This window comes from Stutzerimonas stutzeri (assembly GCF_024448985.1).
Taxonomy (GTDB): Bacteria; Pseudomonadota; Gammaproteobacteria; order Pseudomonadales; family Pseudomonadaceae; genus Stutzerimonas; species Stutzerimonas stutzeri_AP.
Map to the genome: position 1 here is coordinate 1 of NZ_JAMOII010000027.1, position 16039 is coordinate 16039.

At 60.7% G+C, this 16039-nt stretch carries 11 protein-coding genes; 4 read left to right on the plus strand and 7 right to left on the minus strand.

Going from position 1 to position 16039, the window contains the following annotated elements; all coding sequences use genetic code 11:
* Positions 1 to 66 precede the first annotated feature (66 nt).
* The 7 genes from NA647_RS18490 to xthA all read right to left on the minus strand — a co-directional run bounded on the left by NA647_RS18490 (position 67) and on the right by xthA (position 7888).
* Positions 67 to 900, minus strand: coding sequence for a carbohydrate ABC transporter permease (locus NA647_RS18490; protein ID WP_256059009.1), 834 nt, complete (start codon positions 898 to 900; stop codon positions 67 to 69).
* A gap of 10 nt (positions 901 to 910) precedes the next feature.
* Complete coding sequence (locus NA647_RS18495; RefSeq protein ID WP_256059010.1) at positions 911 to 1855, minus strand: carbohydrate ABC transporter permease; 945 nt, start codon at positions 1853 to 1855, stop codon at positions 911 to 913.
* 67 nt (positions 1856 to 1922) lie between these two features.
* Positions 1923 to 3230, minus strand: a complete 1308-nt coding sequence (locus NA647_RS18500) for an ABC transporter substrate-binding protein (protein ID WP_272889764.1) — start codon at positions 3228 to 3230, stop codon at positions 1923 to 1925.
* Between the two features lie 297 nt (positions 3231 to 3527).
* Positions 3528 to 4433: an AraC family transcriptional regulator gene (locus tag NA647_RS18505; RefSeq protein WP_256059011.1), complete on the minus strand. Its 906-nt coding sequence runs from the start codon at positions 4431 to 4433 to the stop codon at positions 3528 to 3530.
* Between the two features lie 68 nt (positions 4434 to 4501).
* Positions 4502 to 5437, minus strand: coding sequence for a carbohydrate kinase family protein (locus NA647_RS18510; protein ID WP_256059012.1), 936 nt, complete (start codon positions 5435 to 5437; stop codon positions 4502 to 4504).
* A 109-nt stretch (positions 5438 to 5546) separates the two neighbouring features.
* Positions 5547 to 6920, minus strand: a complete 1374-nt coding sequence (locus NA647_RS18515; protein ID WP_256059013.1) for a substrate-binding domain-containing protein — start codon at positions 6918 to 6920, stop codon at positions 5547 to 5549.
* 155 nt (positions 6921 to 7075) lie between these two features.
* The gene (gene xthA / locus NA647_RS18520) at positions 7076 to 7888 is read right to left on the minus strand and encodes an exodeoxyribonuclease III (protein WP_256059014.1); all 813 of its coding nucleotides are present in this window, start codon (positions 7886 to 7888) and stop codon (positions 7076 to 7078) included.
* Positions 7889 to 8038: 150 nt separating this feature from the next.
* On the opposite strand from xthA, the gene NA647_RS18525 reads away from it, so the two are divergent.
* The 4 genes from NA647_RS18525 to NA647_RS18540 all read left to right on the plus strand — a co-directional run bounded on the left by NA647_RS18525 (position 8039) and on the right by NA647_RS18540 (position 16015).
* Positions 8039 to 8677, plus strand: a complete 639-nt coding sequence (locus tag NA647_RS18525) for a GNAT family N-acetyltransferase (protein ID WP_256059015.1) — start codon at positions 8039 to 8041, stop codon at positions 8675 to 8677.
* A 146-nt stretch (positions 8678 to 8823) separates the two neighbouring features.
* The gene (locus tag NA647_RS18530; protein ID WP_256059016.1) at positions 8824 to 10551 is read left to right on the plus strand and encodes an autotransporter assembly complex protein TamA; all 1728 of its coding nucleotides are present in this window, start codon (positions 8824 to 8826) and stop codon (positions 10549 to 10551) included.
* A gap of 29 nt (positions 10552 to 10580) precedes the next feature.
* A complete protein-coding gene (locus NA647_RS18535; RefSeq protein WP_256059040.1) occupies positions 10581 to 14240 on the plus strand; it encodes a translocation/assembly module TamB domain-containing protein in 3660 nt (1219 codons plus the stop codon).
* 422 nt (positions 14241 to 14662) lie between these two features.
* A complete protein-coding gene (locus tag NA647_RS18540) occupies positions 14663 to 16015 on the plus strand; it encodes an alanine/glycine:cation symporter family protein (protein ID WP_256059017.1) in 1353 nt (450 codons plus the stop codon).
* Positions 16016 to 16039: the final 24 nt, after the last annotated feature.

A 16039-nucleotide genomic window follows, 5' to 3' on the forward strand; every position in this document is an offset into this window, starting at 1 on the left:
GGCTGTGAATTTTCAGATCTGCCATGTTCGATTCCTCTGTTGTTCTTCTCTGTTCAATCGCGACGCTTATTTCACTGCGCCGAACGACAGGCCACGGACCAGCTGTTTCTGGCTGATCCAGCCGAATATCAGAATGGGTGCGCAGGCCAGGGTGGATACGGCCGAAAGCTTGGCCCAGAACAGGCCCTCGGGGCTGGAGTAGGAGGCGATCAGCGCCGTCAGCGGCGCGGCATTGGAGGAGGTGAGGTTGAGCGACCAGAAGGCCTCGTTCCAGCACAGGATCAGCGACAGCAGCATGGTGGACGCCAGCCCGCCCTTGCTGATGGGCAGCAGCACGCGAAGCATTTCCTGCGACAGGGTGGCGCCATCCATGCGCGCCGCTTCGAGGATGTCGCGGGGGATGTCCTTGAAGTAGGTGTAGGTCATCCAGACCAGGATCGGCAGGTTGATCAGCGTGTAGATGACGATCAGCACCGTGCGGCTGTCGAGCAGGCCGAACTGCTTGGCCAGCAGGTAGATCGGCACCAGCACGCCGACCGCCGGCAGCATCTTGGTAGAGAGCATCCACAGCAGCGTGCCCTTGGTCCGTTTGGTCTCGAAGAAGGCCATGGAGTAGGCCGCCGGGATGGCGATCAGCATGCCCAGGATGGTGGCGCCGAAGGAGATGGTCACCGAGTTCCAGGCGTACTTGAAGTAACCGCTGCGCTCCTGGATGTGCACGTAGTTGTCCAACGTCGGCGTGAAAATGAATTGCGGCGGCGTGGCGAAGGCGTCGATCTCGGTCTTGAAGCTGGTCATCAGCATCCAGAAGATCGGGAAGAACAGCAGCAGCGCCACCGCCCAGGCGAGCACGCCAACCAGCAGGGTGTTGAGGCGGCGACTTTGTTTCAGCGTCAGCATCGGTCTGTCCTCAGTATTTCTCGGTGAGATTCTTGCCGAGCATCCGCACCAGGATGATCGCCGCGATATTGGCGATGACCACTGCTATCAACCCGCCCGCCGACGCCATGCCGACATCGAACTGCAACAGCGCCTGGTTGTAGATCAGGTAGGCGAGGTTGGTGGAGGCGTAACCGGGGCCGCCGCTGGTAGTGGTGAAGATTTCGGCAAATATCGAGAGCAGGAAGATGGTTTCGATCATTACCACTACCGCTATCGGCCGGGCCAGGTGCGGCAGCGTCAGGTGCCAGAAGATGGCGATGGGACCGGCGCCGTCGAGGCGCGCCGCCTCCTTCTGCTCCTGGTCCAGCGACTGCATGGCGGTCATCAGGATCAGGATGGCGAAGGGCAGCCATTGCCAGGAGACGATGATCACGATGGAGGCCAGCGGATGCTGCGCCAGCCAGTCCACGGGCTGCGCGCCGAAGAATTTCCAGACGGCGGCGAGAATGCCCGAGACCGGGTGGTAGATCAGGTTCTTCCAGACCAGGGCACTGACGGTCGGCATGATGAAGAACGGCGAAATCAACAGCACGCGGACGATGCCACGCCCGGCGAAGTCCGCGGCTTCCAGCAGTGCCGAGATCAACACGCCGAGCACCACACTGATTAGCAGCACGCTGCCGACCAGGATCAGGGTATTGGTCATGCCGGGCATGAAACCGGCATCGGTCAGGAAGTAATGAAAGTTCTCCAGCCCGACGAAATCTTTCTCGCCTGGATAGAGCAGGTTGTAGCGGATGACGGAGAAATAGACGGTCATCGACAGCGGCACCAGCATCCACAACAGCAGTAACGCGACGGACGGGCTGACGAGGAACCAGCTAGGACCGAGTCGCCGGCGAGCGCGCTCGGTCTGTTCGCTGTCCGTGAGAGTGTCGGGAGCCTTGGGCAAGGCAGTGGTTGTGGTAGCCATGGTCGTGCTCCGGATGAAGGAGGGCCGATGAGGGCTCAGCGAGCCCTCAATGGGAGGTAACGGCTGCCTACTTGGGATAGCCCGCGCGCTTCATCTCGCGCGTGGTCGACTGCTGCACGGCGGTGAGCATCTGTTCCACTGGCATCTGCCCGGTGAGGGCGGCGGCGAACATCTTGCCGACCTGGGTGCCGATGGCCTGGAACTCGGGAATGGTCACCAGCTGGATGCCGACATATGGAACCGGCTTGGCCGACGGCGAAGCGGGGTCGGCCTGCTTCAGCGACTCCAAGGTGATTTCGGCGAAGGGCGCGGCGGCCATGTATTCGGCGCTGTAGGTCGATTCGCGAGTACCCGGCGGCACGTTGGCGACGCCATCGGTCTCGGCGACCAGCTTGGCGTAATCCTTGGAAGTCGCCCAGGCGGCGAAGGTCTTGGCCGCATCCTGCTTCTTCGAACTGCTGGGAATGGCCAGTGCCCAGGAATACAACCAGGCCGAGCCCTTATCGGTGTCTTCCTGCGGCGCGAAGGTGAAGCCGACTTTGTCGGCGACCCTGCTCTGCGAGGTGTCGGTTACGAAGGAGCCGGCCACCGTGGCATCGACCCACATGGCGCACTTGCCGGTGTTGAACAGCGCAAGGTTTTCGTTGAAGCCATTGCTGGACGCGCCCGGTGGCCCGTAGTTACTCAGCAAGTCCACATAGAAGGCAGCGGCCTTGGTCCATTCGGGACCGTTGAATTCAGGCTGCCATTGCTCGTCGAACCAGCGCGCGCCAAAGGCGTTGGCGACGGTGGTGACCAATGCCATGTTCTCGCCCCAGCCGGCCTTGCCGCGCAGGCACATACCGTACTGGTCCTGATCCGGCTTGTGCAGCTTCTCGGCGAATTCCGCCATCTGGGTCCAGGTTGGACGTTCCGGCATCTGCAGGCCGGCCTGCTCGAACAGGTCGGTGCGGTAGTAGGTCATCGAGCTTTCGGCGTAGAAGGGCAGCGCATAGAGCGTGCCGTCGACCGACAGGCCTTCGCGGACCGAGGGGAATACATCGTCGAGATCGTAATCGGCGGGCAGGTCGGTCATCGGTGCCAGCCAGCCCTTGTCGCCCCACAGCGAGGCTTCGTACATGCCGATGGTCAGCACGTCGAACTGCCCGCCCTGGGTGGCGATGTCGGTGGTCAGGCGCTGGCGCAGTACGTTTTCTTCAAGTACGACCCAGTTGAGATCGATCTCGGGATTCTGTTGTTCGAAGGTCTGGGAGAGGCGCTGCATGCGAATCATGTCCGCATTGTTGACGGTGGCGACCGTGAGGGTTTCGGCCGCGTGGGTCGCGCCGATCATCGCAATACAGGTGGTGCCGAGCAGCAGTTTGACGATTTTCATCCTGGACTCCTCTTCCACGGCCAGGGCGGTGGAAGCGCTTGTTGTTTTTGTTGTTGCTCGTGTACTGCGTACGAGCGTCTCGCGAGCATTACAACGCTCGCATCGAGGTGGTTACAAAGCCCTGACCGCACTTCGTTCGATACTTTTTTGTACTTTCATCTGATCGTGCTGGGTGTAGTGATATGCGGCTCGACAACGGTGAAGAGCACGGCGCAGCGGGGTTACCTATACAGAAAGGCAGCGCAAGCGGCGCCTCGGCAGTCGGGAAGCGACACCGCGAAGCGATGACGATGCGTATCAGCCGGCCAGGTTCTGCGCCGTCAGCCGCTGTTCGACCAGCCGGCGATAACACGACGGCGTCATGCCTTTGAGTTGCTGGAAGCGGCGGTTGAAATTGGAGAGGTTGTTGAAACCGGACTCGAAACAGACGTCGGTGACCGGCTTTTCGTTGTCCAGCAAAAGCTCGCAGGATTTGCTGATGCGCAGGCTGTTGACGAACTCGACATAGCAACGTCCGGTGGCGCGCTTGAAAAAGCGCGAGAAGTAGGTGGGCTTCATGCCCAGATGGCCGGCGACTTCTTCGAGCGGCAGTTCGCGCATGTAGTTATCGAAGATGTAGTTGACCGCCATGTTGGTGCGGTCGGCATGGTTCTCATCTCCAAGCTGCACCGAGGTGGTGCCGGAGAGCAGCTGGTAGTCGTCACAGCTCGCAAGTAGCTCGAGCATGATCAGGAAATATCCGAGACGGGTGGCGCCGCGGCTGTCAGCCACTCTCTGCATCAACCGACCGGCCTCAGTAATGGTGCGTCGGCAGCGGAACTCGATGCCATGGCGCGAGCGTTCGAGCATCGGCGCCAGGCTGCGCAGCTCTGAAAAGACGCTGTGGCCCGCTTCGAACAACTCATCGGTGAAATTGACCAGCATGTCTCGCTTGGCGACGATTTCGCCTTCATCGACTTGGCTGATCCAGTTGTGCGGCAGATGCGGGCCGGTGAGAAACAGACTGTCCGGGCCGAAGTTGCCTACGTAGTCGCCAACGAAGACCTTGCCGGTACTGGCGACGATCAGGTGCAGCTCGTACTCCTTGTGGTTATGCCAACGCACCAGATGGCAGGGGAAGCCGTGCTCCCGGTAGATCAGCGAGTTGCCGTGGTGGTCGTCCATCAGCTCGTAGGAGGGGTCGGAGATCTTCAACGCTCTCATGTAGGTTCCGTCGTCCTGAAGTCGTCGAGGATGTTATAGACGCTACCGATGCAACGGCCAAACGGCGATTAGTCGAGCTCGTATCGGTAGGGCAGGTCGGGGCCACGCCTCGAGCAGGTGATGGCGGCCGCCTTGGTAGCGAAGCGCAGCAACGTTTCGAGCTGGCTTGCCTCGACCCTTACCAGGTCAGTCGCAGAATCCAGACCAGACGCAGATAAATAACTGAGAAGCGCGGCTTGGAAGGTATCGCCAGCGCCGACCGTATCGCTCACCGTGACAGCTTCAGCCGGGGCTTGGAATCGACCATGGCGGCGGCTAAATAGCTGCGCACCTTCTGCGCCGCGAGTCAGCAACACCAGCTCACAGCCGCCTTGTAGCCAGCGCTGCGCGATGTCTTCGGGCGTGTGAGCGGGGTAGAGCAGCGTCAGATCCTCATTGCTGACCTTGATCAAATGCGCAAGCGCGGCGAATGCTTCGACGCGTTCGCGCCAGCGCATCAGGTCCGGTTCGACGTTGAGACGGATGTTGGGGTCGAGCGAGATCAGCCGATGCGCGCGTTCACGGCGCACCAGCGCGAGCAGAGTGTCGGCCATCGGTGTGGTAACGAGGGAATAGGACCCGACGTGAATGCCGCGAATCGCCTCGTCAAGCGGGGCGAGGTGCTCGTCGCGTGGCAGCCGGTCGGCGCAGCCTTCACCTCGGAAGCTATAGACCGGCGAGCCGTCCGCACCAAGCGCGACCATGGCGAGCGTAGTCGGCGCATCGAAGTCGACAAGGAAGCGCAGGTCAACGCCCTCGTCCTCAAGTATCTGCCGCAACTGTCGGCCCAGGTAATCGCGGGAGATACCGGTGAACAAGGCAGAGGGCGTGCCCAACCTTGCGAGGCCGACCGCCACGTTGAACGGGGAACCGCCGGCAATGGCTTCGAGATTCAGACGATTACGCTGAGTACTTGCCGGCGCCGCGAAGACGTCGAACAAGGCTTCGCCACAAACCAGATACATGATGGTGCCCCCGTCACAGGTGATCCATTGAGATTAACGGCGGCATGGATGGCTGGACAGTACGCGGCAGGCAAATGACCGATACGATTTTGCTGGCGCAGGGGGCCATTCAATAGACCCAAACCTCTACGCGCCTGTTCTTGACGCGACCTGAAGGTGTATCAGGGGCCACTGGAAGTTGATCACCTAACCCATTGATATCTTTCACCAAGATTCCGCCGCGCGCTAATTCGCGACGCACCGCCATCGCGCGGAGTTTGGATAGAAGCTCGGTACGTGCCGAGTCCCCTCGTGCATCGCCGAAACCCACCAGCACTGCGGCGTTCATCTGCTTGTCAGCACGCTGGAGATAATCGATCAGGCGCCCGATATCGCGTTGAGCCTTGTTATCCAGCCGCGCGCTGCCCTCGTCGAAACGAAAGTTGACGGTCAGCCGCCGGGCATCGTTGGCCAGGTCTTGGTAAAGCTGTGGCATGTCGGGTTGGGCCGGCAGCTTTATCGCAGTGATTGCCTGTGCGACGTAGCCGGCCTTTTCGACGATGGTCTGCCCGGCGGCGCTATGGGCAAAGTCAAGATAGGCCCGTGTCCAGTCCGACTGGGCGGCAGGCTTGGCGTAGAGGAACAGACGACGCGACAGCGGATAGTCTTCTGTCGCGACCAACGCGGTGGACGGAGGCATGGGTTGTGAGTTGCCGTCGGCAATTGCCAGCGCCTTGGCGCTTCCCACCGAGGCGAGGCCCACGAAGCCGATAGCACCAGGGCGGCCGATAACCGTTTGGGAAAGCTGGTCATTGGATTCATAACGCAAGGCACTGCTGGCGAGCTTCTTGTCCTGCGTGCCGAGTACCAGTTCCTTGAAGGTGTCATAGGTGCCGGACTGATCGTCGCGTGCGTGCAGTTCGACAGCCAGATCATCGCCGCCCAGCTCGCGCCAGTTGCGAATCTCGCCAGCGAACAGGCCCGCGACTTGCGCGACGCTGAGTGAGGCGATTCGGTTGTTTGGATGGACGATGATCGCCAAACCGTCGATGGCGATGATCTGCTCGGACTGTGCGCTGCGCAGGTCACCGAGGCTGGCCAGGCTGTCGTATTCGCTGTCCTTGATGGGGCGCGATGCGGCGGCAAGATCGGCGGAACCGTCTCCGAGTCCGGCAAAGCCAGTGCCTGTGCCGTGAGCGGCAACCAGGGCGTACAGCGTGCGCCCGGTTTTGCTGTCGACTGCGTTTATCCGCTGCTCGTTTTTTCTGGTGGAAGCGATCTTTATCGACTGCAACCCCTGCGCCTCGAACAGACCGGCGATCAACATGGGCGCCAGTTTGGCGCCGACGGTGTTCGATCCATGGATGCTCAGTACCGGCTGATCCTTTGCAGGTAACGCCGGCACGGCTCCGTTTACTGAGAGGGGAGATGCACAGAACAGGGCGAAAAACGCCAGGCATAACACCTGTTTCCGTGTGGTGCGTGCGGACGTAAAAGGTGCCATGCAGCGAATCTCCCTTTCAAAGAAGCGGGGAGATTAAGACGCTTTGTTTACCGTTATGTGACGGCAAACCTGGGCGATGTCGATCTGTGTCTCAGTAGACATATCTTTGCGCAACGCGATCGCTGTACTTGGAAGATGCGAGCCGAACCGTCGGCTCAGTTCAGCTCAATCCAGACCGGGCAGTGATCGGAGGGCTTTTCCATGCTGCGGATATCGTAGTCGACACCACAGTCGATGACGCGCTGATGCAGGGCGGCTGTGGTCAGGATCAGGTCGATGCGCAGCCCTCGACGCGGGTCGTCTTCGAAACCACGGCTGCGGTAGTCGAACCAACTGAAGCGATCAACGACTTCTGGGTTGAGCGTACGGAAGCTGTCCTGCAAACCCCAGCTCTTCAGTCGTGCCAACCATTCGCGTTCTTCCGGCAAAAAGCTGCACTTGCCTGTACGCAGCCAGCGCTTGGCGTTCACGTCGCCGATGCCGATGTCGCAATCTTCAGGCGAGATGTTGAAGTCGCCCATGACCGCTACCGACTGATCGGGAGTGAAACGCTCTTCCAGCAAGGCTTGCAGATCCGCGTAGAACTTCGTCTTGGCGGGAAACTTGGTCGGATGGATGCGGCTTTCACCCTGTGGGAAATAGCCATTCATGACGGTCACCGGCTGGCCATTAGCATCGGCGAAGCGGCCCCAGATGAAGCGCTTCTGCGATTCTTCCCCATCGCCAGGAAAGCCTTTGTGGATTTCCAGCGGCGCCTGTCGCGACAGCAGGGCGACACCGTAATGGCCTTTCTGACCATGGAAATGCACGTGATAGCCGAGGGCTTCGATCTCAGCCTGAGGGAACTGCTCGTCCGCTACCTTGGTTTCCTGCAGACCGATAACGTCCGGCTGATGTTTGTCGATAAGTGCAGAAACTTGATGAGGCCGTGCGCGTAAGCCGTTGATATTAAAGGAAACGAGCTTCATGGGTGCGGGCTCCGGAAAAACCGCGATTCTAATCGGTTCGGGCTTTGCGGTGCGAGTCGTATCAGCCGGTCGCCAATAAGCGGCACGACCGCGACGCGGGTGCTAACGTGAACTCAGCGCTCTACAACATATAGAAGAAAGAGAACCGTCATGCCGATGCCTACTGAAATACGAATGCTGGACAGTGGTTATGCCAGGGAGGCGCGCTCGCTTCTGTACAACGCTTACCGTCACGAACCCACCTATGCCTACCTGTTCGAATCCGACCGGCCGGGGTACGACCAGCGTGTACGCGCCACCGTCCGTGAGCTGGTCAATCAACATTTTCTGCAGGACCAGCCCGCGCTGGGGTTGCTGGGGGATGATCGGCTGATCGCCGTGGCGTTGATCGCGCCGCCGCAGCGTCGCCTGGATGTCACCGAGAGTTGGGTCTGGCGCATGCGCATGCTGATGACCGCGGGCTTTCGCTGCACCCGGCGGTATCTCGATTACCACGCGGCAGTGCTCGGCTGCCTGCCGCCGGGCGCTTTTCATGTGTTGCCATTGATGGCTGTTCATCCGCAGTTTCAAGGGCAGCACTACGGTGAGCAGTTGCTTGAGGCGCTGCATAACTGGTGTGCCGTGGACACGGCCTCGCAGGGGCTGGTGGTCGACACCGGCAATCCACGCTACCTGAACTTCTATGAGCGGCAGGGCTATGAGGAAATCGGTCAGGTCGCGATCGGGCCGGTGGTCGAACACGTGTTCTTCCATCCCTCGCCGCGCCAGGTCGAAGCCAGTCGAGGATAACGGCGAATTTTTGCGCGTTGCGCATAGTCCAAACCGGTGGTTTTCCAACGAAGTTTTCCGATGTTCAACCTAACGCTGTATGTGCCGTGCTACACGCATCCACGCCGAGTCGAGCATCGGTGTCTATCGTGCTAGCATCGCTCGCCATGCGTATGTCCTCCATTGGCCGGCTCGTTGCCGTCGGCCTAGTCTCGTTTTTGTCCATTGGCGTTCATTCAGCGGAGCTCGATGTCAGGGTCGAGCCATCCAACCGTGCGTTACGTGAAAACGTCGAAAACTACATCGGCGACCTGGGCGACCGTAACGAGCGTGAATTGCTGCGCTACAGCCGTATCGCCCAGGAACAGGCGGAAAAGGCATTGCAGGCGCTGGGGTATTACAACGGCGAAATCGAATCCGAAGTCAGTGGTGGCGAAAATCCTCAGCTGATGCTGCGGATAGAACCCGGCGAGCCGGTTCGACTGCGCAACATCACCCTGCGCGTGGATGGGCCAGCAAGCGAGCTGCGTACCTTCCGTGTGCCCCGTAACACGCTCAGGACCGGCAACGTGCTCAACCATGGGCAGTATGAGGAGGCCAAGCAGCAGATCCTCAATCAGGCCTCGCGCTACGGATATTTCGACGGTCGCTTCACGAGCCAACGCCTGACCATCGATCCTGCGGTGAATGCCGCGGATGTCGAGTTGGTGTTCGAAAGCGGCCCGCGTTATGTGCTGGGGAATGTCAGTTTCGAAGGCGATTCACCGTTCGACCCGGATCTTCTGGCGCGGATGGTGCCGTTCCAGGCGGGCACGCCCTATGACTCGGAGCTGGTGGCCGAACTTAACCAGGCGATGCAGTCCAGTGGGTATTTCGAAGGGGTACGGGTCGATGCCAACCCGGCTAATGCCCAACAGCAGCGCATTCCTGTCGCGGTGCAGTTGACCACGCGCGATCCCAGAACCCTCGGGCTGGGGTTGGGATTTTCCACCGACGTGGGACCGCGCATGCGTCTGGATTTCCTCCGTCACTGGGTCAACCCCCAGGGCCACAGTTACGGCGTCGAGACCGAACTCTCGGCTCCGCGTCAGAATGTAGGGCTCTGGTACGACGTGCCGCTGGACCCGCCGCTGACCGACAAGCTGCGCTATGCGGCCGGCTACCAGTACGAGGAATTGGGTGACAACGACAGCCTGAGTGAGCTGCTGACAGTTGGCCCCGAGTGGCATCGGAAGCTGCCCAGTGGCTGGCAGCGGGTCTGGTCGCTCAAATGGCGCCATGAACAGTATGAGCTGGGCGATGATACGGGCGTCAGCACGCTGTTGATGCCGGGCATCTCCTACAGCTACCTGCGCAGCGACAACCGTATCGACCCAAGCCGTGGCTACCGCTTGGAGTTCGAGCTGGCTGCGGCGAAGGAAGGCCTGCTGTCCGACGCGGATCTGATCCATGCAAACACCACTGTGAAAGGCCTGATCACCCTCGCGGACCGCCATCGCTTCCTTGGTCGTGTGCAGGTCGGTGGCAACTGGACCAACGAATACACTAACGTGCCGCCGTCACTGCGCTATTTCGCTGGCGGCGATCAAAGCGTGCGCGGTTACGACTATCAAAGTCTGTCGCCGACCAACTCGGACGGCGACCGCATCGGCGGCCGTTATCAGCTGGCCGTCAGCGCTGAGTATCAATATTCGCTCACTGACAAGTGGCGCGTTGCGACCTTCATCGATCAAGGGAATGCGTTCAACTCGCTAGAGCTTCCGTCGCTGAAAAGCAGCGTAGGTCTGGGCGTGCGCTGGGTTTCGCCGGTCGGGCCGATTCGTGTCGATCTGGCCAATCCGTTGGACAGTGACGGCGGCGTGCGGCTGCATTTCTCCATGGGGCCGGAGCTTTGAGGCGTACCGCGAAAATTGTCGGCTGGGTAATGCTCGGCCTAGTGACTTTACTGCTGCTGATTCTGCTGACCGTAGGTGCGGTGCTGGGTACCCACACGGGCAGTCGCTGGGTCCTGGGCAAGATTCCCGGAGTGGAAGTGGAGCAATTTCACGGACGTCTGGGTGGTGAATGGCAGGCGGAACGGCTGACATGGCAACAGGGCGCCAATCGTGCAGTGGTGGATGCGCCGCGAATGGCGTGGTCACCGCTGTGCCTGTTGCGCATGACGCTGTGCATCGAGGAGCTGGTCGTCGGCGACATCGATCTGCAATTTCCGCCAGCGCCTGAGCACGACGCGCCAAGCGAGCCGTTCAGCCTGCCGGACATCAAACTGCCGCTGGAGCTGCGGATCGAGCGCATAGAAATCGGCGAGCTTCGGCTGAATGATGTCGAACAGCTGCGAAGTCTGCAGCTGCGCGCCGATTGGCGAAAGGAAGGACTGGACATCAATGCCCTGCAGGTACGCCGCGATGACCTTTCGCTGGATCTGACCGGCCGCTTGCAACCGAACGGTGAGTGGCCGCTGGAGTTGAGCGGCACGGCTGCAATCCGTTCACCTGACTCGCAACCCTGGGCGTTGATGCTTGCGATGAACGGCGAGCTGCGCGACCAGTTGCATTTGAATGTCGAAAGCCAGGGTTACCTCGATGCCAGGCTCAGCGGCCAGTTAAGCCCGCTGGCGTCTGAGCTGCCGGCGCAGCTACGGGTGGTGGTGGAGCGCTTCAAGGCGAGCCCTGAACTGCCCGATGCACTGCGGCTGGACACCCTTGAGCTCAGCGCCGAGGGGGATCTGGAGCAAGGCTATCGGCTGGTTGGTGACGGACGCTTGCAAGGCGAGGGCGGTGCGGTGGGCATTGTGCTGAACGCGCTGGTCGACGCCAAACATGCCGAGGTCGAAGCGCTTCAGCTGAATGCCGGTGAAGGACAGCGGATCAGCTTGAGTGGGCAGGCCGATTGGCAGGAGGGTATGACGGGCGAAGCCGAGCTGGCGTGGCGCGATTTCCCCTGGCGCAGGCTTTATCCGGACGTCGAAGAGCCGCCCGTGGCGTTGCGCACTCTCGATGCGCAAATCCAGTACGACGACAGCAACTACCTGGGCAATTTCGATGCGGCGCTGACCGGGCCATCCGGTGACTTCACGTTGCGAAGCCCTGTCAGCGGCGACCTCGAAGTCGTGCATCTACCGCAGCTGGAATTGCAGGCCGGGCAGGGCAGAGCTGCCGGTAATCTCAGCGTGGGTTTCGCGGACGGCATCGACTGGAACACTCGCCTGGATATGAGCGAGCTCGATCCGTCCTACTGGGTGGCCGAGTTGCCGGGCCAGCTGGCCGGCACGTTGAGCAGCCGTGGCACTATGCGCGATGAGCAGCTGCAGGCGGAAGCGCGTCTGGATCTCGCTGGCGCGTTGCGTCAGCAACCCTTGAAACTACAGCTGGAGGCGAGTGGGCAGGGCGTCGCCTGGGATGTTCCGCTCGTCGACCTGCGCCTCGGCGACAATCGAATCCAGGGCAGCGGGCGCTGGGCCGAAACGCTGCAGGCGAATCTTGAACTCAACCTGACCCGACTGGCGCAACTCTGGCCTGATCTGCAGGGGCAGTTGGCCGGCGACCTCAAGCTGGCCGGTACGCCGCAAATGCCCGAGGGCACGTTGACCCTTGAGGGCAGTCAGGTGGCATTCCAGCAAAACCGCATAGAACGTTTGGAGCTGGCTGCCCGTCTTGAACAAGGCGAACGTGGCCAACTGCGACTTGTCGCCGATGGGTTGCGGGCAGGCGATACCGAACTGGGCCAGCTACAGGTGGCAGGCGAAGGCTCTCAACAGGCGCACCAGGCCGATCTGCAACTACAGGGACCATTGCTGGACCTGTCTCTGAGGTTGGATGGCGGGCTGAACGGCGAAGACTGGCGAGGGCGCTTGCTGAGGGCTGAGCTGGATGCTCAAGGCCAGCAGTGGTCGCTTCAGCGACCCGCATCGCTGGAGCGGCTGGCCAACGGTCGGATCACCTTTGGCGAGCACTGCTTCGGTTCAGGTCCCGCCACGCTGTGCGCCGAAGATCAGCGGCTTCTGCCCGACCCGCGACTGCGGTATCGGCTACGCGACTTTCCGCTCGAATCGCTTGCCGAGCACATGCCGCACAACCTTAACTGGCAGGGCGAGGTCAACGCTGACCTGTCGCTGGACCTGCCCGCCGCCGGCCCTAGCGGCACCATTCGCATCGACGCCGGCCCTGGCACGTTGCGCATGCGTGATGGCGACCGATGGCTTGATTTCCCTTACGCGACCCTGGCTTTGAACAGCGAACTGACGCCCAAACGTGTCAATAGCCGCTTGCGCTTCGAGGGTGGCGAGCTCGGCGAACTCGATGTGAGCCTGCAGGTCGACCCGAGTACCGCAGAGAAAGCCATCTCGGGAAGCTTCCTTCTGAGCGAATTCGATCTATCCGTAGCCAGGCCCTTCGTCGCTCAGGTCGAACGGTTGAACGGGCAACTGAACGGGCGTGGAGAGTTGTCCGGCAGCTTGCAAGCGCCGCAGGTCAACGGCGAGCTGAGCTTGAGTGACGCCGAGATTGCCGGCAGTGAGTTGCCAGTCAGTTTCGAGCAGCTGCAGATTCACGCGCTCATCGAGGGTGAGCGCGTACGAGTCGACGGTGACTGGCGCAGCGGTGAGCAGGGAAGAGGGGAGATCGCCGGCACCCTGAATTGGACGGATGCGCTGGATCTGGACATGCGCATCAGCGGCAGCCGGCTTCCGGTTATCGTCGAACCCTATGCCGAACTGGAAGTCGAGCCGGATCTACGGTTGGAGCTGGCCGGTGACCAATTGGCGGTAAGTGGAAAGGTCTTGGTGCCCCGTGGCGATATCCAGGTTCGTGACCTGCCTCCTTCGACGGTCAGGGTGTCCGAGGACGCCGTAATCGTCGGCACGGAAGCCGAGGACGCGCAGACGCCGTTGGCCATTCGCATGGATATCGATGTCGAGGTGGGCCAGGATCGTCTGCGATTCTCCGGCTTTGGTCTCACCGCGGACCTGGCGGGTTATCTGCACATCGGCGACAACCTCGACGCGCGTGGCGAGCTCAATCTCAACAACGGGCGTTATCGAGCCTATGGTCAACGTCTGACCATTCGCCGCGCGCAGCTGCTGTTCACCGGCGTCCTGTCCCAGCCATTCCTGAATATCGAGGCGATACGGCGGATCGACTCGGACAATGTCATCGCCGGTCTGCGCATCACCGGCAGCGCCGAGCAGCCAAGGGTCGATGTGTTCGCTGAACCGGCGATGAGCCAGGAACAGGCGTTGTCCTATTTGGTGCTGGGAAGGCCGCTGGGAACTGATGCCGGTGAAAACAATATGTTGGCGCAGGCTGCCCTTGGGCTTGGCCTGGCTGGCAGTGCATCGATCACCGGAAACGTTGCGCAACGTCTGGGCATTCAGGATTTCCAGCTCGACACCGAAGGAAGCGGCACGGAGACCAGTGTTGTCGCCAGCGGGCGCCTGACCGATCGCCTGACGCTTCGCTATGGTGTGGGCGTATTCGAGTCGGCCAACACCGTTGCCCTGCGCTATCAACTGACCAAACGCATTTTTCTCGAAGCCGCAAGCGGGTTGGCCAGCTCCCTTGACGTTTTCTACCGACGTAATTTCTAACGTCACGGTGCGGTATCCGCTTCTTGAAAAATATATTGAGTGGACTGGCGGCGGTGCCGCCTTAGGCTACTCTGGTGGGCTTATGTAACCGGCAAGTCGGCGTGACTCAACGGTCGATCTACAAGCCCTCCAGCGTCTTTTCGATGCTGCGCGAATCGCGTGCAATCGACGTCGCGCCAAGCGCTTGTGGTGGTGGTAGGATCGCTCGGTCGCTCCTTGTGTCGCAGCTATTACAGAGGCCTTGGCATGGGCCCTGCAAGTTGTCGGTAGTCACCCAGCACATGAAGTTCAGGGTCATTACCGGGTCGTTTCGGTTAGTGGTAGAAGACGGCAGTGATGCCTTCTGGCGTTGTGCTTCTACTGCGCTCCAATGCGGGCCGCTCGGGCAAGGATGTCTAACATAATCAATAAGGGTGCTTTGAATGGAATTTCTGCAAAACCTAGTCAATAGCGTCAACGGTCTCGTCTGGGGACCGCCCATGCTGGTGCTGATTCTAGGCACTGGTTTCTTCCTCATGGTCATGCTCAAGTTCATGCCTCTGGTGCGTATCGGCACCGGTTTCGCCCTGATCTGGCGCGGACGCGTCAAGGGCGATGAAGACACGGGCGAGATCAGTCCATTTCAGGCACTCATGACCTGTCTGGCGGCCACCGTCGGTACCGGTAATATTGCTGGTGTCGCCACCGCCATCTTCCTCGGTGGGCCGGGTGCGCTGTTCTGGATGTGGTGTACGGCGCTGGTGGGCATGGCGACCAAGTACTGTGAAGTGGTGCTGGCCGTGCATTACCGCGAGAAGGATGACCGCGGCGAGCATGTCGGTGGCCCGATGTATGCCATCAAGAATGGTCTGGGCAAGAAGTGGCTGTGGCTCGGTGGGGCATTCGCGATCTTTGGTGGGCTGGCTGGCTTCGGCATCGGCAACATGGTGCAGGTGAACAGCATGGCGCTTGCGCTCGAAACCACCTTCTCGGTGCCGCTGTGGGTCACCGGTCTGGTCACTATGGTGGTTGTTGGTCTGGTGATTCTCGGCGGTATCAAGCGCATTGGCGCCGTGGCCGCTGCACTGGTGCCTTTCATGTGCGTTGCCTACATCATTGCCGGTATCGTCGTGTTGGTGGTCCATGCCTCCGATATCCCGGCGGCCTTCGATCTGATCTTCACCCACGCCTTTACACCCATCGCAGCCACTGGCGGGTTCGCCGGTGCGGCGGTTATGGCCGCTATTCGCTTCGGTGTAGCGCGCGGTATCTTTTCCAATGAGGCAGGCCTGGGGACAGCAGGTATTGCCCAAGCGGCCGGCACTACTAAAAGCTCTGTGCGCTCCGGAATGATCGGCATGATGGGTACCTTCATCGATACCATCATCATCTGCTCCATTACCGGTCTCGCGATCATCTGTTCCGGCGTCTGGACCAGCGGCGAAAGCGGCGCGGCATTGTCTGCCGCAGCCTTTGAATCGGCCATGCCTGGATTTGGCGGCGCCTTACTGACGATCGCTCTGGTGGTCTTCGCCTTTACCACCATTCTGGGCTGGAGCTACTTCGGCGAAAAATGCTGGGAATTCATGATGGGCACCAAAGCGATCTGGCCATTCCGCGTCGTCTGGGTATTGGCAGTGCCCTTCGGCGCGATCGCACAGCTCGACTTCGCCTGGCTGCTGGCAGATACCCTTAACGGTTTGATGGCGATTCCCAACCTGATCTCGCTGATTCTGCTTAGCCCTGTCGTGGTCAAGTTGACCAAGGAATACTTCGCCCGCAAGCAGACGATTTAAGCAAACTGGACCGCAGGGCAGTCT